The following is an 18,811-nucleotide window of genomic DNA, read 5'->3' as shown; positions in this document are numbered from 1 at the left end:
GATAGTCGTGATAAGTCCAAGGTTAATATCAAACGACAATAAAAATAAAGATAGTGACTTTACAATTAAATTTGCGAAAAGTGTGGTTGGTTGGAGTTTTATAGCATTTGGTCCTTTAAAATGCGAGTGAATTTTTAATTTAAAAACTGAACGTCAAATCCCAGAGCAAAAGCACAAATGGGCACGGATAAAGGAAGATATATATGTCTGGCGTCAATATTAAAAAAACAACTGTGGATTATTAAACATTCAAACAATTAACATATCGCCACCGCTTACCCCAGTGAGGCGGATGGCGTAGTAAGTAAATAGATAAATACTTATATAACTAATTCTCGCTTGGCACTTTCACTTGGGAGTGAGTGCCAGCGAGTTAAAACTAGGAGGAAAAAATAAATGACAGAATATAAAAGTAAATATATTAATAAAACTTGAAATGAAATAACAACATCATTTTATTGAGTTAATTGTCAACCTATTAATTGTCGTATTTCACATCATAAAAAACATTATGATTTGCAATGTTTAGAATGAGCCAAAATGTACTTAAATTTATTTAAAGATAAATGAAATGTTATTGCTTCTTATATGCAATATTACAAAATTAACGATATTTTAGATTTAGCTTCTGATGGTTGAAAAATATTGCAATTTGAGAAAAAAATAAAAGGAATAATTTAGGAGGTTTATATGAAAAAGTTAAATAAAATTTGTCTTAAAAAAAGATATTGAGGTTATTGCTTAAAATGTAATCAAGAAAATAAATTAAATGAATTAATGCTTAAAAGTTATTCAGTATCATTTGAAGATATGACTGATGAACATTGAGCATTAGGAAAACAAAATTAGGAGGAAATAAAAAATGATATGTAATAAAGCATTAAAAATTACCAATAAAGATATTATTTATGCACAAATTGATAGTGATTATTTAGATAATTTAGAGTTAAATTTATATCTTAAATTTGGTGATGAGGAACGACATGTGGGTAATATTTCATTGCCAACAAATTTTGACTTAAATTGCAAATGATATGAAATTGATGAAGTTAAAAGTTTAATTAGTGATTATTTAGCAGATGAAGAAGCAGATTATGAGGTGATAAATTATGAATAAAAGATACTTATTAGTAACAAAAGATAAATATATCTTAAATACTACATATTTTTATACATTTGATGAGGCAAGAATTTATTCTGAAAATTTAAATTATTGTAAAACTACAATTATTGATTTAGAAAACGAAAATATTAAATGACAAGGATGTGAGTAAATATGTGAAAAGATGAAGATGGTAAGGTTTATACCGAAGAAGACTTATTTAATATAGCATTAGAAGAATGTCACTCAGAAGACGGTGCTTATGAGTATATTGATAATTTAATTATGAATATGAATTTGGAGGAAATTTAATTATGGAAGACTTAAAATTAAATAATGAAGTTAAAAATATTACTTATCCATTTTATTTAAAAGGAAATGATTTTAAAGAATTAAGTTTAAAAGCATTAACAATTAAAAAATGAATTGATGAAAATGGGCAAGAATTAGCAGAATTTATATATCGACAACAAGCTTGATTAATAAATGGAGAATATAAATCACAATCACTAAAAGATTTAAAACTAGTAGTTTCAAAAATTGATTATATTTTTAGAGAACCATTAGAATTAATAAAAAATTTTAAAGATGAATTAAATTTTATTAGAAAAGATATTTTGAATTTAGAAAATAATATTAAAAGTAATCATGATTCTTTTAAAAATAGTGTTATTAATATTCAATTTCAAAAACAAAATGAAATTATTGAAAATCACAAAAAAGAACAATTTTTAGAAATTAAAAGTGTAGCAAAACAAGAGCAAGAATTAAAAATTATTACTAGTAATTTTCGTAAAGAAAAATTATTAGTTAAAGATATTGAAGTTATAGGTATTAATGATGATTTTTTACAAAAAGCTGATAAATTAGAACTTATTAATCTTATTAAAAACTATTTAATTGTTGATGAACAAATTGTTAAAAATGAAATTAAAGAACAATGAGATAGTAATAAAGATATTAATTTAATTGGTATTAAAGGTATTAATTTTAAAATAAATAAAGGAGAAAAATAATATGGCAAATATTGTTGAATTTTTAAGAACAGATAAAGCAACAGAATGAATAAAAAGTAAATTTTCAAATGAAAATGAAATTGCAAGATTTAAGAGTAATATAGTTTCAATATCAAACAGTAATGAATTATTACAAAAAGCAGACCCAAAAACAATTATGACCGCTTGTTATCAAGGTGTTTTATTAAATTTACCTATGGAAAAGCAATTCGGATATGCTTATGTCGTTCCATATAATACTAAAATAACAAGAATTATTAATGGTCGTGAAATCCAAGAATGAATTAATCAAGCACAATTTCAAATGGGTTATAAAGGTTATATTCAATTAGCTCAAAGAAGCGGTCAATATTTAGATATGTCAGTATCAGACGTCAGAGAAAATGAATTAGTAAATTATGATAGATTAAAAGGAACTAGTTTTAATTGAATACAAAATGAAGATGAAAGAGAAAAATTACCAATTATAGGTTATGTAGCATATTTTAAAATGGTTAATTGTTTTGAAAAAACATTATATATGACAAAAGAACAAATGGAAAATCATTTTATGAAATATTCTAAAACTTATGCTAAAAATAAATCATTTTATATTGCTAGTTTTGATGAAATGGCACTTAAAACAGTATTAACTAGTTTATTGCGAAAATGAGGTATTATGTCAGTCGAATTACAACAAGCTTATAAATCAGACCAAGCAGTTATTACAACTAATGATGAAAAGATTTATATTTATAATGATAATAATATAAACATAAATAAGAGTCAAATTAGCAACGAAAATATATCAAATAATAATTTATTACATGAATCAAATGAAAGATTGACAGATAATAATGTAGTAAAAGAAGAAGATATATCAAATGTATTACCAACAGTTAACAACGATGAGGAATGAGCGACTTGATAAAAATAGGTATTGACCCATCAGGAACTGGCACTACGGCCGTTGCTATTTTTGAAGATAATAAATTAATTGATAAATCTGAATATACAAATCATTATTGAATTACACAAACCGATATTATTTTAGATAAGTTAAAACAAGATGCAATTATTAATATTGAAGATTGTTTATATACAAATGCTAATGGTTCAAAAGACCGTGATGATTTATTAAAAATAATTGGAGTAATTAAATATGATACACACGAATTAAATAATGTTAATTGAGTATCACCAAAACATACTAAATCAGTTGTTAAAAATATGGAAAATTTAAGTAAATATAATGATAGTTGTATATGAAAATATGATAAAGATAATAATTTAACTTATCAATATGGTAAAGGTTGATTCTATAATAATGAGAAAATAAGTAATCATTTACGAGATGCCATTATTATTGCTAATTATGAAGGTTAATATTATGAAAAATTCATATAATCAAAAAACAGAAAAATATTATTCTAAATTAATTCGTAATGTTAATATTTACTTAAATGAAAATGAAGAAAAAGTTTGAAATGAATTTAATGGCCTTACTTATTCACAACGAATAGAACATCTTATTAATTTTTATATAAAACACAATAAAGAAAAATAAAAAATAACCTTAATTGGTTATTTTTTAAATGCTATTTGTTAGTTGTCTAATAGCATCTTTTTGTTGTTGTTTTTTGTCATTTACTTTAACTTGTTTTTTAACATTTTTAATTTGACCTGTTTTTAATGCTAATTCTGTTGCATAATCAGGCCCTCGTAAATGTTTTTCGTGGGCAATAACAGCAGTTCTTAATTCTCTAATTTCTGCTTTATATTTTTTAATTTTTTTAGCAGATAATCCAAGAATACCAAGACTACCCATTCCGCCTGCACCTGCTAATACAAGTAAAGCAATTACTATTTCATTACTAATTTCCATTTTAATATTTCCTTTCTTATCCTTACTCAAACAGTGGCCATCTATTTTTTCAAAACAAAATAATTTATAAATTAAACTATATAACCACCCAAAAATATCAACCACCCCTAATATATAGTCTATTTTAAATTTAATTCTTTGTTATTTTCTTATGTTATACCATCTAAATTATTTCATTGTTTTGCTATTCTTGGTTGAATAACACGCGGATTAATTCGACATTCTAAACAATGTCTTAAATGGTCTTTTTTTCATTTTGATTTATCAATTCAAATAATAATTAAAGAAATTATTAAAGTAATTAAAGGTAATATTGTAAATACTAATCCCATTTTAGATATTTTTAATCGTGGTATATCAATTTTCATATCTACTTTTGGTTTACTACTAGCAACAAATATACCCTGAATTCCGTGTGTAAATAAAGGGGTTAATAATATGGCAATTCCATTACCTCAATATTGACCATAATTATATCAATTAATATTATCTTTTATTGCATTAATCATGCCATATTCTAATCAACAATTTAATGCTAAAAATATCAATGTATAAAAACTAACTACTCAACTACGAATTTTATATTTCCTTTCTCATTCTCTAATATCTTTATGAGTTCAATTATAAGTCGGAATAGGGTCTTTTTTAAATCAATTTCAAGGTAAGACACCCTTTAATCAAGTCATTTTATCTTGTTTCATAATTATTTACCTCATTTAATTTTTTATTCATTTTTATTTAATTCTAATCATTTTTTGTTAAATAATTCTTTAATATCATTTCTATTATTTGAAATAATTCTTCATACTGGGTGTTTTTCAAGTAAGTTTAATTCATTAATAGTTGTTGCACTATTTATTTTTCTTATCAATATATCATAAGAATCCGATGTTTCTTTTGAAAAATCAGTATCCATATCACGCTTATAAATAAAATGCGGTTCATCTGCCCTTAATTCGCTATTATTTATTAATTTTCTTTTAATTGTTAAATCTTTAATAACAATATTATTTGTGTAATTTGAAATTGAGCCGTCTTGCTTAATTGTTATTCTTTCATATGAATTATCTGCTAAAAATGTAAAAATTGATTTTTGTGATATTGTTTCAAAATAATATGTTACAAATTTATTAGCAGATGCATAATCTGTTATTGAAATTGATATTTTATAGTAATATTTTGTTAAATCATAATTTGGAATTTTAAATGTTAATTTTTCGTTTGCTTCTGGATAATTAATTAATTCTCAATCATTGCCACCACTAATAGATATATCACCACTGCCTAATAATGAAGAACCATTAATAGTTTTAATATTTGTACCGCTTACTAATTTATCTTGTTTAGTATTAATATCTTGTGATGTTTTTACAATATATTTATCATCAACTTTTTCAATATAATTTTTATTTAAATCACTATCTTTAATAACATCCGATGGATTTTCACCACTTTGTTTTGCTTTTCAAACACCATTTTCTTCATAAATAGTATCATTATCAAACGGAACTACTAATTTAATATATTCATTATAATCAATTTTACTAAAATCATTTTTTGCAGGATAACTAATATTAATACTATTATCTTTAACAATTCTATCTTTTAATCAAAATAATAATGTTGGATAAAAAGTTTTTTTACTAATATGTTTATATTCTTCTTCTCATGAATGAGCATAATTATCTAAACTATAATTATATGGTCTAGATACTGTTTTACTAGATATAATATCAATTATTTCACCTGCTAATTTTAAAGCATTTTTAACATCTCTGGTAATATTTTCATTTGCTTCAGGGTCATTAGTTTGTGAATAAGCAACTCCACCTTGTGAAAATGATGCACTACCAGTTAAATCATTTACTCCTTTTGGTAAATATCAATTAATAACTGCTAATAAACAAGCAGATTGAATATAACTTAATCATTTATCATATTCAATTAAACCAGTATTATCTTTTTTTACTCATGGAAATAATTCTTTTTTATTAATCTTATCGGAAATTGTTCCACCTGATAATCTATCCATTCATAAACTAGTTTTTAAAATAGCATTATAAATTAAATTATCATTATAAGCAGATTGTTTTCTTTCATTAATAGGTTGTCAAAGTTTACTTTCTTTAACATCTTCAACTGTTATAAATAATAAATTATTTAAATTATTTTTCATATAATACACCTCTTAATTTATTACGATATTTATTTTTTAAATTACTTGGCTTATAACTATTAACTCTTGCTTTTGCTTTCTTAATTTTTTTAATAGTTTGATTAGTTTTGTAAAAAATATTTTTAACTGGTGTTTTATATAAATTCTTAATATTTTTAACATCACTTCGGCGTTCACGATATCATTTTTTATTATTAATTTCACCAGCAAAATTAAAATTAAAATGTCCAATTTTTAAATTATTAATAAACTTTTTAATTTGTTGTAATTTTTGAACTGTTGGTAATGTTAATTTAGTAGTTCCTTTGGGATATTTTTCTTTTAATGCTTGTGGTAATCGTTTTTTAATATAATATCTTAAATGATTAGGTAATCATTTTCTTAATCAATAACGCCAAAATAAAGTTCCTGCATTAGATACAGCATTACTTAATAATTTTCAAATTTCAACTGGAACACTAGGATAAACATATGGACCATAAAATTTCGGATGTTTTGCTGTTTTTGTATATATTAAAATAGTTAAATTACCTGTTAAAGTTAACTTATTTATAATATTAAATATACCACTATCAAGTCAACTACTATTTAAAGGTTGTCAATTAGTATTTAAATAATTTTCATTTTTAAATTGTTCTCTATTTTTAATATTATTATCTTTTTCTAATTGACTTAATATTTGTTGTATTTCTTTTTTATGACCTTTTTTAATTAAATCTAAATAAGTAAATAGATTTAATCACTGATAAATATCTTCAACTTTATTTGTAATTTTATTATATTTATCACTAATATAATTAATTGGCTTTAATATTTTATTTTTAACTTGATTAACTCTATTAATTAAATTTACAAATTTACTTATTAAAGGTTTATTTTCTAAATTAGATACTAATAAAGTTAAAACGCGTAATATTAGTAAATTCATTTTATATTAACCTTGATTATTTGGTTTTGATTCTGGTTTTGATGCTGAAATTAGATAATCAACTGGAACTCTAAAAGTTTTATTTAGATTACTTTTAGCGGCAGTAATTTCATCTTGGCTTGGTTGTTTTTCCAAAATAATTTTACATGTTTTAGGATATAAAATAGTTGGTGTTGCATATTGAACTTTACCAATTCATTTAGGATTAGCAGTATCATTATCTAAAACTTGTTGAATAGTATCCATATTAATTGGATAAGCTCATACTTGTTTATTTAATAATAAACCATTTACATTATTAAAATTATAACCTTTATCACGGTTAACTTGTCCTTTTGTATATGTTTTTTCTAAATGAAAACTTTTAGATACTGGAATACCCATTGCTGTATTTTCATATAATTCACCATTAACCATTGCTTTTAATTGAGCTTGTGAACCAATTACTTTTAAATAAGCAGGTGTTAATCCTAAATATGCTCTTCGTCCTAAAACCATAAACATTTTATCGGTTGGCAAACCAAAATATAAATTACTAATTTGATTTGTTAATTCAATCAAAGTTTCATTTAATGTAAAGAATGCTTTATTTGCATCATCAGCATTTTCAGCTGTATAACTACGAAATGGAATTACTTCATATTGACCATCTGCTAAACAATAATCATAAATAGCCTGAATTAATTCACATTCTAAATTAACAAATTTATTCTGTACAACACTAGAAATAGCATCAGCAATAACACCATTTTTAATATTTTGTTCTATTAATGCTAAATCAAAAGCTTCATTCATTAATTTTAAATTAAATCTTTTATCAATAGGAACTGGAATTCTTGTTAATCCCATTGTTTGAGTTGTCCCACCATTTGGTAATGAATAATCATTTTGTCATACCACACGATGAGTTAAATTATATAATGCTTGTCCAGCATTAGGTAATCAAGCAACTTGTTCTGCGGTTGCTGTTGCATACTGCATAATACTTGCATATTCATTATATAAAGGTCCACGCAATAATGCATTAACCATATCAACATAGGCTTTTGCCCTGTTGTATTACCTTGTAATGTAAAAGGTACTTGTGGCAAATTAATTGTTGCCATAATTTCACTCCCTTATTATCTAAGGTTTTTAAGTGTATAATCAGTTAATTTTTTAATTTCTTCCGGAGTATATGCTCCTTTTTCTTTAATAGCTTCAATTTCATCATTCTTATTTTCAGTAGACTTTTCAATCATTTCTTTAATAATATTAGTTGGTGAAACTGATAGTTGTTCTTCAACAAATAAATCAGGTTTTAATTCTTTTAAAGTTTGCATTTTTTCAGATAAAGAACTACCACTAACTTTATTTAAATTAGTTTTAATATCTTCAATTTTAGTAGATGGAACATCTTTAAATGCTTTTAATTCATCTAATTCATTAGATAATTTAATAAAGTCTTCTTTTGAGATAACATCTTCTCGTTTTTGCACACTTTCTCTAATTTGCTTTGCTTCATTATTAAACTGATTTAAGATATTTTCAGCAATCTCTTCACTTAAACCTTGTTCTATTAATTGTTCTTTTGTAAGTGCCATTTTATAAACCTCTCTTTTTTTATTCTTGTCCGATTAACAAGTCGGCATAACTCTTTTTGATACAAAAAGATTAAAATATAATTTAATTATATACTATTGTTTTACCAATATAATACTTTTTATATATAAATTTTTTTTATACTAAACTTAATATCTTTGATTGCTAATTTAGCCCTTAAAACGCGTAATAAAGGTATTTTAAAATAACTAATTCACCCTTGATTTTTTTTTTATATATATATATAATGCAGCTAAATCTTGGTAAAAAGTTTCAAGATAAAGAAAAGGAGAAAAACAAGTATGAAAAAATTACTTAATTTATTAAGTGTATTAATTGGCGGAACTACTGCACCAGCAGTAATTGCTAATAGTAACTTTCAAAAATATGAAGAAATTAAAACTAATGACTTTAAAACAAATAAATTAAACAGAATAAAAAGACAGACAAAATTTTTTAATGAAAATGGACAAATAACTTTTGATATAGGTAGTATTTATCCAAATAGAAATATTTTGGTTAATAAGCCCTCGAGTTGGGGAATTACAGGAAATAATCCACCAAGCAATTGAGAAATAATTAGTGGATTAAGGGTGGCAAATTCTTTTTCAAATTTAAGTTTAAATAATAACGATGTGGGATTTCATTCTATTAGAAATCAAAATATACTTTATACTGGTGATTTTTTAAATGTTAGTTATGCATCTAGAAACAGCGCTTATATTAGTGCAAAACAAAATACTCCATTTAGAGGTGGATTTTGAATATATTATTAAATAATTTTAAATAAGTAAAAAGGAGACATATACATATGAAAAAATTATTAATTATCATTAGTACAATATCATTAGTAGGAACAAGTGCAACAAGTTTAGTTGCTTGTAATACAACACAAGAATATACAAAAGAACAATTAGCAAAATTAAAAGAAGAAAATCAAATAAATACAAATAAGCAAGAAATAAAAGACAATTTAGAATGAATAACACCACAAGAAAAACCATTTAATAATATTGATAATAAATGATATTTTGTAGTATGAAAAGGAAATAATCAATGAAATATAAATAAATTTAAAAATGATGAATTTCCAAAACAAATAATACCTAATAATAATGGTAAAGATAAAATATTGATTAATTATGGTGATTCTATTGTCGGAAAACAAAGACAAAAAGAATTATATTTTGTTTATAGAGATTCACTTAAAATTAAATATTGGTCTGAAGACAACAGGAAATATTTTAAATTAGTTTATCGTTGAAATGGTGAAGAACAAAAATTACCCGACTTAATAATTGATAATGATGGTAATGTAAAAGTTAACGGAGAATAGAAAAAGAGATTTTACATCTCTTTTTATTTTTATCTTGGTTTAATTGTAATTTTAACTGGACTATCGCCTTTATTTCTAATTCCCAAAACATTTGGATTAGAAACATCTATTGTTATATCTTTATTATTACCAAAATATCCTATTTCAATAAATACTAATTTAGCAATTAATGCTTTTGTAAATCTAATTTTTAATTTCATATTATTTGTATAGTATGCTAGTAAATATGTTTCTTTAATTTTATCTTTGTCGTGATTAAATAATTTTGTTATTTGTAATAAAAATCTTAAATCATAGTTATAATTTGGTGTGTTATATATATTAAAATAATTCTTTTTTGGTAAACCATTAGTAAAAGCGGTAGCAAATGTTTTAATTTCATTATTTATATTATCTGTATATAAAGTTATTGTATTTTCAAAATTAACTTTATCAGTTTGTGAATAACCCGATTCATATAAAGTTATATTCTCTAATGAACCATAAGAATTATTGCAACTATTTAAACCACCTAAAATATCAACATTTCTATTAGGAATAAAATTCTCTATATTTGCTTGTGCACACTCAACTTGTAAATTACCTAAATTACTTATTTCAATAGTTTTATAAGCATCTTGGAATTTACTAATACTTTGAATTGTTGGGTCAATTTGTTTTAAATCAATTTCAGTTTCATAATAGCCTTCATTAAATTCATCAGAAAATAAATTATTAAATGAATCTTGCTTACATTGTGCTGGTGCTGTAATTCTAGTTAATAATGGTAATACTACATCAGAACGCATAATATTTATTGTATATGGTTTATAGTTATATGGTACTGGTGGTAATACATATTTTGGATAATTAAATGTTGGTATTTCATAGTCATGGGGTAATAAGAAACTAGTTTTATAATTAGTTGTCATATCTCGTAAATAGTTGTTTAATACACTTTTTGTTTTACCACGAAAACTTCATACTGATAATTTTAAATAATCTTCTTCATTGTTAGTATATGGGTTATCAGCATAAAAGATAATTTCAAAATTACCTTTATATAATGCTTGAATTGAAAACATATCAATTATATAACTACAATTTGTACCATCTGGTGTTTGTAAGAATTCACAATCATTATCTTTTTCACTATCACTAACTGGTGTTTGTGCATCAACTGCTCTTACTAATTCGTTAATTAAATAGATACGATTAGTTTTAGGATTTAATTGTTTTAAATTATAAGTTGAATAAGTTATTCGTTCTGTTGATTTACCATCCTTAGTTAAAACAGTACCTTTTAATTTGTCTGTTAATAAAGTAGTAAAACCCAAACTAGTAGCATTTGCTCCAAAAATAGCACCAACTTTATCATTCCCTTGTTCTCTAAATATTTCAAATGGTAAATAACCTTTACCTTTTGAGTTTTCAGATCAAAATGCATCATTATAAAAACTATAAATATTTGCACTCATAAAACCATTAAATCATTGGAAATTAGGTCATGATTTTTCATTTTGATTAATTACTCAACCTCAGGGAATACCAAATGAAATAAAGTTTAAGAATTTACCAACACCACCCGGTATAGTAAAAGGATTAAATACTAATTTTTGCGTATAGTTTAAAGGTAATACGGTAATTTGACGATTAATAAAATTATTCATATTTAAAATATCTCAAACATTACAAAAACCCATTTTATTATATTCAATTTGAACTTGACCAACAGTATTACCAAATTCATCTTTTCTTCTAAAATATGATGATGCTTGCGTACTAATGATATTATTAACTGTACCACTGTTTGTTTTTATTTTGCTTGGTGGTGTTATTTTTCAATCTTTAGATCAGTAAAATTTAGAATCTTTATCTTCTTTATGAATATTTCTACCAACAGTAGAATTGGTTGCTGATGTAGTAGCGGGGTCAGTTATAACAATACCCTCACTATTTTTCTGTTTTCAAAAGTCGTATCTGCTTTCCATATCTGTTTTTCAGTCTTTATAACCAGTTATTATTGTTGGTTGTATTCCTTGAATGTTATATCAACTTACTTCGGGTGATGCATAAGTATTTACTTTATCAGGTGGTGCAGGAAACATGTTATACATTAATAAATCTCTTGAATTCATTACTTTTTTATTAAATTGACCTTTAATAATTGGTCGGCCAATAACTGGCATATCAAAAAAGATAGGATTACCATAAAATTTAACTGCCACTGCTATAACCCCTGGGTCTTTTAATAAAATCTCATCTAATTCAACAATACCTTTATTTAGTTTTTCATCATAAGTTATTTTAGGAAAACAATAACCTTCACCTGGGGCACTTGTTTGTATAAATTGTCGTACTGATAAACCACTATTACTAATTTTGTCATTAATACTTGAAAAGGTAATTTCTTGTCATAAAAAACTACCATCATAAGGTGAATAATAATTAATAACATTTGATGGATATAATCATTGTCTATCTTGGGGTGCAGAATTAATATCACCACCACCAATATTTAAACCACGGTCATTAAATACAGTATAAAAATTATAATAATCATTAATATTTAATTTATCAGCATCTTCATCTAAAATTAATAAAGTATATTGTCTTTCAGTTGATTGTTGAGTAAATACTTGTTCAAATTTTGCTTCACCAAATTGAATTGAACTTCTATCATCAATCATATAAGCATCTCAATATTTACCAACTTTAACCTCTTTTGTATAAAAGTTATCTGCTTTATTATCATTATTAATAAAATAATTTAATTTATATTGGTTTAAGTATTCCAACATTCTATTAATATCATAAATATTTTCACCATCAATCAATTTTCAATAAACATTATTATTTTCATCTTTTAATTTAATAGCAAAAGGTGTTTCATTATTTGCTCATATTGTTGAATTAATAGGTTGTTTATTAAAATCATCAATCGTTAAGATAGTAATTTCTTCACCTTTATATTTTTGGACTATTTTTAAACTACCTTGTCATTGTGCAATAGTACTTTCCATATTATCAAATATTCGTGAATAACTACCATAGTCACTTGGTTTTGCATTATTAGGTTTTCAACCTGTTTCAGTATCAGGGATATATGAACTATAAACATTAAAAGGAAATACCATTCAATGTCTGTTATCTCTTATATTTTCTCTGATATCTATTAAAGTATCATGGGCTTGTCTTCTTAATTCTTCCATAACACCTGGGTTAATTCTACTCATTTATTAATTCTCCTTAATTTCTGTTCTACCTTGTAAGGCATTTTGATTATTACCAGTTTCATCATATTCTAGTAATTTATTATTATGTTCTATTTCTTTGGCTTGCATTTTATCTTGTCATGCTTCTACTTTTTCAAAATATTTGGTTGCTTCTAATTCATCAATATTATCATATTCAGTAATTGCTCTTATTGGTTCCATTGTACCATTATCTAATCTAGCAGTAATTAATTCATTTTGTCGCATTTGGTCAACTAAACTAGCACTAATAAAATCAAAACCATAAGGTCGTTCGCCAATACTATCTCATAAACCATAGTATTTTAAAACTGTATCAAACATTTTAGTATAATATTGAATCCGATATGCTTGTAAATAAGCTTGTTTTTCTAAATCTTTCGTTTTAGTTAATAATGATTGTGTTTTATTTTGGTCGTTATCTGATTTATCACCAAAAGGACTAGAAAAATGACATGCTAAGTATACTTGCTCAATAATTGCTTTTTGATCTTCAGTATATGTTTCTAAAGTTGGTGTTCCTTGTACTACTTGTAAAGATTGTGATAATTGACCATCAACTGCTGATTGACCTGATTGAATAAAAATATCATCAAAAGCATCTTGTAATACTTTTTTATTACCTTTGTTGTAAGCAGTCATTAAATCATCATCTAATATTCCATATCAATGAGTACGATTTGCTCATCTTTCTTTTGATTTAATATTAAAACTATCTTCTAAATCAAATTGTAATTTATAACAATTTGCCATTGTTGGTCAAGGATTTAAAGTAGTTGATGTTGATAAAAATAAAGGATTAGGTTCATTTATCATTTCTCAAAAAGGTACTATACCTAATTTATTTTTAAATTCTTGGACTAAAACAGGTTTAACATCATCTTTAATTTGTGTTTTACTTTGCCCAACAATTACTTCATTATTTTTAGGTCAACCTTTAATAACTATTTTATCTTTGGTACAAATTAAATTTAAAATAAAACCACTATCTGATTGATGATAATTTAATCAAATATCGGCACCTTGTTCTAATTCATTTATTTTACTTACGCGTGATGTAAAGTTAAAAGGATTAATTCATAAATCAATATTGCCATCACTAGTTTCTAATAAACCAAAGATAGTTTTACCCATTAAGCTTGCTGTTAATTCATTTTTATCTAATTTTTCTTTTATTTTATAAGTTTCATATCATCAATTTAATTTTTCTAAAATATCTTTACGATGAGACTTAAATAAAATATCTTTACCATTTACTAATCGCATTTGATGGCGAGCAATAATATTGGCTAAATTAATAGTTCAATCATAGTTATAATATTTTAAAACACTATTAATATCATTTAAGTTTGGTAAACTAGGGAAAGTGTTATTCATTGTTATTTTGCTCCTTTAATTTTAAAATAAGTGCATAATTAATTATATTTACTGTTAATAAATTTGGTTCATTTGCTAAAACTTGTACACATACTTTAACTTTTTGGTATTTCTTAATATATTCGTTATATAAATTTAAATTACATATTGCGATATTATCTTTTTTTAATTCTTGACAAAGTCTTTTTTTAACTTGTCCACAAACAGACATATAAGGTCTTTTTGCATTTATTACACGCTCATCATGTATTACATAAATATCTTTTTTCATTAAGTTAATCACTCCCTTTGTTGTCATAATTTATAATCTGCTGAACTATTATGCTAAACCATTGGTAATAATTCAAAGTGTAAAGCATAAAAATCACTATCAAATGTATCATCATATAAGTCTAACATTCGTTCTTCTCTTGCATCAGGCTTATCTTCTCATTGAATTAATTCATATTGGGTTTTACTTACAGGACATTTTTCTCATAATCATTTTAATTGATTAGTATTTATTAACATTGTAAATGCTTCTACACGATGTTTTATTTTAAACTTCTGCTTTTGTGCTGGTTTAAAATGCATGTATTGACCAAAAGTATAATTATATTTTTCTCTATTTAAACTTTCTAGTGTTGCATAAGCACTATCATCAACATTAAATGATATACCTTGTTGAATTAAATTAAAGTATTGGTTTAATTGATTGTTGTAAAACTCTAAAATATCTTTTACTTGTTCTAATGGTCCTTTAAATTGTTGAGTAGCATTTGAGTGTGTATATTCAGCAACTTTATATGCTTTTTTATCAAATGAATTATATATTCAAAAACTCGCTGCTGTTGTATGTCCTTTGGGGCTAGTGGAGTTTGCTAAGTCAACACCACCTAATAATTTCGTTGGTTGAATAATATCTGTTGCTTGCATAATATCAATATATCTTGCAAAGATTGAACCACTAGTATTACCTGGTAAACCTCAACTTCATACTCTTGCTCTTTCAATATCTAATTGTTCTAATCTTAATTGTTCATTAACTTTATCTTGTGGTAATTCATAATTTAATCTTCAACTAGAATAATGAATAATAATTTTCATATTTCATTTTTCAATATATTTTATTTGTTCATATTTACTACGCATTATTTCTTCATTAAAAGGTAATAATTCATTACAATAACCAACAATATATCTTTTAAAACTTTCAGGATTACATGTATTAATTGTTATTTTATTTTGATAACCACGAATAGCAAATTCTAAATCACTTAAATCTTTTTGTTGAAATTGGTCACATTCTTCTCGTCAATCAATAACTAATTTATATTTATTTAAATCAGCAAATGCTTTTAATTTTTCTTTCCGACTTGGTGAATGTAAACCTTTACAATATATTTTGCTACCATTTGATAAAGCAAAAGTAAAATTTGATAAATTAATAGTATAAGGAATATGATTTTCATCTAACATATTTCATATATTTTGAAATACACTATCTTTTAAATCTTTACTCCAATACATACTAGCAATGATACAAATTGGTTGTTTAATTAATAAACTAATTTTTAATAATTCACCAAACATTTTAATATTTGATATAGTCTTACCACTATATCGTGTTCCAATTTGATTAATTTCATTAACTAACTCATATTTTTTAGTAAAGGGGTATTTATTACCAATACTACTATTTTGTAATAACCAATAAGGAGTTTCTAACAAATAAGTAAAATGATTAAGCATTATTATCACTTTCTTTTTTAATATCTCTAATATCAGTTTGTAAATTAACTATTATTGGTTGCTGATTATTTAAGTTTAATTCTTGTTCTAATTGTTTTTCTTGCAGTGAATATTTATAATTAAATGCTCGTTGTCAATATAATTTAACACCATCAGGTGATTTCATCATAAAATTAATTATTTCACTTTCAATTCTATCAACTTGTCGTTGTATTAAAGGTATTATTTTTTCGCTCTTGTAAGTTTCATGTCTTCATCTGCTAGAAAGGTTGAGTTTATCGGTTAAATCGTTCAAAGTATATGGTTTATTAGGTGATTTATTTTCTCAAAATTGCTCTATTTTACGATAAAAAGTTGCCAAACTTGCTGTTTTTGGATTAAATTCTTTCATTTTTTACTCCTTTTTGCATATTAAAATTGCTATTATTTAAACAATATGATTAAATAAAAGAGTAATTAATCCTGAAAATATAACAAAAGAACCAACTTGGTTCTTTTTTTATTACCTATATTTTACATCAAAATAAAAAAAAGTAAAATAATTTACTTTTTTCAGTTAAATTAATTTGCTAATAATTAACAATTAAATTATAACACAATAAATAAAAAATAATATCTTTTTTTGCATTTTTATTATTTTTGTGTTAATGTGTAGAACTAAGGAAAGAGGGTAAAAAAATGATAAATATTGATAACAATTTTTTTAAGAATTTTAATAATTTGTTATATATACAAAGTATTGAAATTATTCAACAAAATTTAGAAGATTGTGATGAATGAATTTTTAAAAATTATAAAATTGATGAAACTTTAAAAAAATTTAAAGATTATAAAGTAAAAGAAATAAAACCAAGAACATTAACTATTTTAAATGGGAAAATAACTTTTAAAAGAAGAAAATATTATAAAATTAATCCAGAAACAGGTAAAGAAGAATATATTTTTCCTTTGGATAAACTTTTAGGAATTGAAAAATGACAAAGAATAAATAATTCTGTTAAAAAAAATATTATCATTTATTGGCAAGAAAAAAACATATCAAGATATTTTAGATACTATGGAACATGTAAAAATTTGTATAAAAACAATTTCAAATATTATGAAAAATGCAAAAACTGATAAAGAATATTACCTTAATAAAACTGATAAAAAAATAAAGATACCTCATACTTTATATATTCAAATTGATGGGACTTATTTAAAAATGTGAAATGAAAAGAAAAAAGGAAAAGAAAAAATAAAAAAACATAGTATATTTTCAACTGTTCATACTGGTTTTGATAAGGCAAAATCAACGAAAAAAAGACCTGTAATTCAAGATAAATTAGGTGTTATAGAGCTAGATAATATTCCAGAATATATTAAAAAAAATAGTAAATTAACTAATTTTGTTAATAAATTATTTACATTAATTACAAGTTATTATGATGTTAATGACAATATTGAATTTATGGTATTAGGAGATGGCGCACTTTGAATTAAAAATATTGTAAAATTTATTCAAGAATATTTTCCTAAAAATAAAGTACATTACACGATAGATAAATTCAACCTTACAAATAGATTTAAAAAATTAAATCCTTATCAAAGTAAAAACAAAGAAAACAGAGAAACATACCATAAAGCAGTCGATTATTTTTTTAATGCTAAATATGAAGAATTATTAGAATGTTTAGAAAACAGTGCTTCTTTTATAAAAGAATCAAAAATGAAATTCTTAAAAGAAACAATTAAATTAATTAAAAATAATGAAGAAGGTGTCAGAAATCAAACATTATGAAATAATATTGGTTGTCATATTGAGGGTGATATATCACATTACTGTAAAGGTGTTTTGGTTAAAAAAGCAACTTATCATGAAAAAACTCTTAAAAATAAATTAAATACTAGTATGATGAATTTTAAAAATAAAATTAATTTATTTAATACTAATGAACCATTAGAAGAAAATAGAATTAATTATTCAGTTAATAATTTTGTAAATAATAATTTACAACCAAACTTATATTTTTATTAATTTTATCTAATAAATTAAATAACTTTAATAAACATATATTTTTGTCATGGAAAAATTTAAAAAATGTTAAAATATTGTTGACAATAAAATTAAAAGTAATATAACTTAAATAAGTAAGTGGTATTTTTATTCCACAATTTCTAAGATATTAATTAAAATCCTTAAATAATACATACAACCAATAAAATAGATAAACCAACTATACATGTTACAGACCCAACAAAAGCAACACCAGAACAGTTAAAACCACAATTTAAAACTGTTGTTTTAAAAGCAGTAAAAGCAGTAAATAGTTCTTTAACTGAAAGTGATTTTGATTACTTTATTGAAAGTAAAGGTGAAGATTTACCAATTAATATTACAAATAATAAAACTGTTTCTGTTCAAATTCAAGGTAAAAACAACGCTACTGGTCAAACAAACCCTATTGATGTTAAAATTAAAAATTCT

At 23.8% G+C, this 18,811-nt stretch carries 24 protein-coding genes; 13 read left to right on the top strand and 11 right to left on the bottom strand.

Translation table 4 applies throughout. From position 1 onward, the window contains the following. Window positions 1-396 precede the first annotated feature (396 nt). The 9 genes from ACZ91P_RS01500 to ACZ91P_RS01460 are packed head-to-tail and all read left to right on the top strand — an operon-like array spanning window position 397 to window position 3,664. Entirely contained in the window at window positions 397-681 is a 285-nt protein-coding gene (locus ACZ91P_RS01500; protein WP_465157684.1) for a hypothetical protein, read from the top strand. 9 nt (window positions 682-690) lie between these two features. Then, a complete protein-coding gene (locus ACZ91P_RS01495) occupies window positions 691-849 on the top strand; it encodes a hypothetical protein (protein ID WP_465157683.1) in 159 nt (52 codons plus the stop codon). 13 nt (window positions 850-862) lie between these two features. Next, a complete protein-coding gene (locus tag ACZ91P_RS01490) occupies window positions 863-1,117 on the top strand; it encodes a hypothetical protein (RefSeq protein WP_465157682.1) in 255 nt (84 codons plus the stop codon). Then, window positions 1,110-1,274, top strand: coding sequence for a hypothetical protein (locus ACZ91P_RS01485; RefSeq protein ID WP_465157681.1), 165 nt, complete (start codon window positions 1,110-1,112; stop codon window positions 1,272-1,274). The genes ACZ91P_RS01490 and ACZ91P_RS01485 overlap by 8 nt, the downstream gene beginning before the upstream one ends. A 2-nt stretch (window positions 1,275-1,276) precedes the next feature. Further along, window positions 1,277-1,414: a hypothetical protein gene (locus ACZ91P_RS01480; protein ID WP_465155635.1), complete on the top strand. Its 138-nt coding sequence runs from the start codon at window positions 1,277-1,279 to the stop codon at window positions 1,412-1,414. A gap of 2 nt (window positions 1,415-1,416) precedes the next feature. Then, on the top strand, window positions 1,417-2,118 hold the full coding sequence (locus ACZ91P_RS01475; protein ID WP_465157680.1) for a hypothetical protein: 702 nt from the start codon (window positions 1,417-1,419) through the stop codon (window positions 2,116-2,118). A 1-nt stretch (window position 2,119) separates the two neighbouring features. Further along, the gene (locus ACZ91P_RS01470) at window positions 2,120-3,028 is read left to right on the top strand and encodes a recombinase RecT (RefSeq protein ID WP_465157679.1); all 909 of its coding nucleotides are present in this window, start codon (window positions 2,120-2,122) and stop codon (window positions 3,026-3,028) included. Next, window positions 3,013-3,483, top strand: coding sequence for a hypothetical protein (locus ACZ91P_RS01465; protein WP_465155641.1), 471 nt, complete (start codon window positions 3,013-3,015; stop codon window positions 3,481-3,483). Before ACZ91P_RS01470 ends, ACZ91P_RS01465 begins: the two co-directional genes overlap by 16 nt. 4 nt (window positions 3,484-3,487) lie before the next feature. Next, window positions 3,488-3,664, top strand: coding sequence for a hypothetical protein (locus ACZ91P_RS01460; RefSeq protein WP_465155643.1), 177 nt, complete (start codon window positions 3,488-3,490; stop codon window positions 3,662-3,664). 24 nt (window positions 3,665-3,688) lie between these two features. Here the strand turns inward: ACZ91P_RS01460 and ACZ91P_RS01455 are convergent, their stop codons facing one another. The 6 genes from ACZ91P_RS01455 to ACZ91P_RS01430 all read right to left on the bottom strand — a co-directional run bounded on the left by ACZ91P_RS01455 (window position 3,689) and on the right by ACZ91P_RS01430 (window position 8,669). After that, window positions 3,689-4,087 (bottom strand): hypothetical protein, encoded by a 399-nt coding sequence (locus ACZ91P_RS01455; protein ID WP_465155645.1) that lies wholly within the window; start codon window positions 4,085-4,087, stop codon window positions 3,689-3,691. A gap of 44 nt (window positions 4,088-4,131) precedes the next feature. After that, window positions 4,132-4,683, bottom strand: a complete 552-nt coding sequence (locus tag ACZ91P_RS01450; RefSeq protein ID WP_465155647.1) for a hypothetical protein — start codon at window positions 4,681-4,683, stop codon at window positions 4,132-4,134. A 23-nt stretch (window positions 4,684-4,706) separates the two neighbouring features. After that, window positions 4,707-6,158 carry a hypothetical protein gene (locus ACZ91P_RS01445; protein ID WP_465157678.1) on the bottom strand — a complete coding sequence of 484 codons (1,452 nt, stop codon included), beginning with the start codon at window positions 6,156-6,158 and terminating at the stop codon, window positions 4,707-4,709. Then, on the bottom strand, window positions 6,148-7,086 hold the full coding sequence (locus ACZ91P_RS01440) for a hypothetical protein (protein ID WP_465157677.1): 939 nt from the start codon (window positions 7,084-7,086) through the stop codon (window positions 6,148-6,150). Before ACZ91P_RS01440 ends, ACZ91P_RS01445 begins: the two co-directional genes overlap by 11 nt. A gap of 6 nt (window positions 7,087-7,092) precedes the next feature. Continuing rightward, window positions 7,093-8,118, bottom strand: a complete 1,026-nt coding sequence (locus tag ACZ91P_RS01435; RefSeq protein WP_465157676.1) for a hypothetical protein — start codon at window positions 8,116-8,118, stop codon at window positions 7,093-7,095. Window positions 8,119-8,207: 89 nt separating this feature from the next. Next, a complete protein-coding gene (locus tag ACZ91P_RS01430) occupies window positions 8,208-8,669 on the bottom strand; it encodes a hypothetical protein (RefSeq protein WP_465157675.1) in 462 nt (153 codons plus the stop codon). Window positions 8,670-8,969: 300 nt separating this feature from the next. On the opposite strand from ACZ91P_RS01430, the gene ACZ91P_RS01425 reads away from it, so the two are divergent. Together ACZ91P_RS01425 and ACZ91P_RS01420 are read left to right on the top strand one after the other, a co-directional pair. Next, window positions 8,970-9,443: a hypothetical protein gene (locus ACZ91P_RS01425; RefSeq protein WP_465157079.1), complete on the top strand. Its 474-nt coding sequence runs from the start codon at window positions 8,970-8,972 to the stop codon at window positions 9,441-9,443. 35 nt (window positions 9,444-9,478) lie between these two features. Beyond that, window positions 9,479-10,003: a lipoprotein gene (locus ACZ91P_RS01420; protein WP_465157078.1), complete on the top strand. Its 525-nt coding sequence runs from the start codon at window positions 9,479-9,481 to the stop codon at window positions 10,001-10,003. A gap of 29 nt (window positions 10,004-10,032) precedes the next feature. On the opposite strand, the gene ACZ91P_RS01415 is transcribed toward ACZ91P_RS01420, so the two are convergent. From ACZ91P_RS01415 to ACZ91P_RS01395, 5 genes are read right to left on the bottom strand one after another with little or no spacing between them, the layout of a single operon-like run. Further along, the gene (locus ACZ91P_RS01415; RefSeq protein ID WP_465157674.1) at window positions 10,033-13,218 is read right to left on the bottom strand and encodes a hypothetical protein; all 3,186 of its coding nucleotides are present in this window, start codon (window positions 13,216-13,218) and stop codon (window positions 10,033-10,035) included. 3 nt (window positions 13,219-13,221) lie between these two features. Next, the gene (locus ACZ91P_RS01410; protein WP_465157673.1) at window positions 13,222-14,613 is read right to left on the bottom strand and encodes a hypothetical protein; all 1,392 of its coding nucleotides are present in this window, start codon (window positions 14,611-14,613) and stop codon (window positions 13,222-13,224) included. Further along, window positions 14,606-14,911 carry a hypothetical protein gene (locus tag ACZ91P_RS01405; RefSeq protein ID WP_465157672.1) on the bottom strand — a complete coding sequence of 102 codons (306 nt, stop codon included), beginning with the start codon at window positions 14,909-14,911 and terminating at the stop codon, window positions 14,606-14,608. Before ACZ91P_RS01405 ends, ACZ91P_RS01410 begins: the two co-directional genes overlap by 8 nt. A gap of 26 nt (window positions 14,912-14,937) precedes the next feature. Continuing rightward, window positions 14,938-16,344 (bottom strand): PBSX family phage terminase large subunit, encoded by a 1,407-nt coding sequence (locus tag ACZ91P_RS01400; RefSeq protein ID WP_465157671.1) that lies wholly within the window; start codon window positions 16,342-16,344, stop codon window positions 14,938-14,940. After that, window positions 16,337-16,735 (bottom strand): hypothetical protein, encoded by a 399-nt coding sequence (locus tag ACZ91P_RS01395; protein ID WP_465157670.1) that lies wholly within the window; start codon window positions 16,733-16,735, stop codon window positions 16,337-16,339. Before ACZ91P_RS01395 ends, ACZ91P_RS01400 begins: the two co-directional genes overlap by 8 nt. Window positions 16,736-17,022: 287 nt before the next feature. Here ACZ91P_RS01395 and ACZ91P_RS01390 point away from each other — a divergent pair, with 287 nt between their 5' ends. Then, a complete protein-coding gene (locus ACZ91P_RS01390; protein ID WP_465157668.1) occupies window positions 17,023-17,466 on the top strand; it encodes a UPF0236 family transposase-like protein in 444 nt (147 codons plus the stop codon). After that, complete coding sequence (locus ACZ91P_RS01385) at window positions 17,351-18,361, top strand: Mbov_0401 family ICE element transposase-like protein (protein ID WP_465158940.1); 1,011 nt, start codon at window positions 17,351-17,353, stop codon at window positions 18,359-18,361. The genes ACZ91P_RS01390 and ACZ91P_RS01385 overlap by 116 nt, the downstream gene beginning before the upstream one ends. Window positions 18,362-18,811 lie beyond the last annotated feature (450 nt).

This window comes from Spiroplasma endosymbiont of Halictus nicosiae (assembly GCF_978018445.1).
The sequence above is the reverse complement of the archived record's forward strand: the minus strand, read 5'-3'. Positions and strand labels throughout refer to the sequence as shown.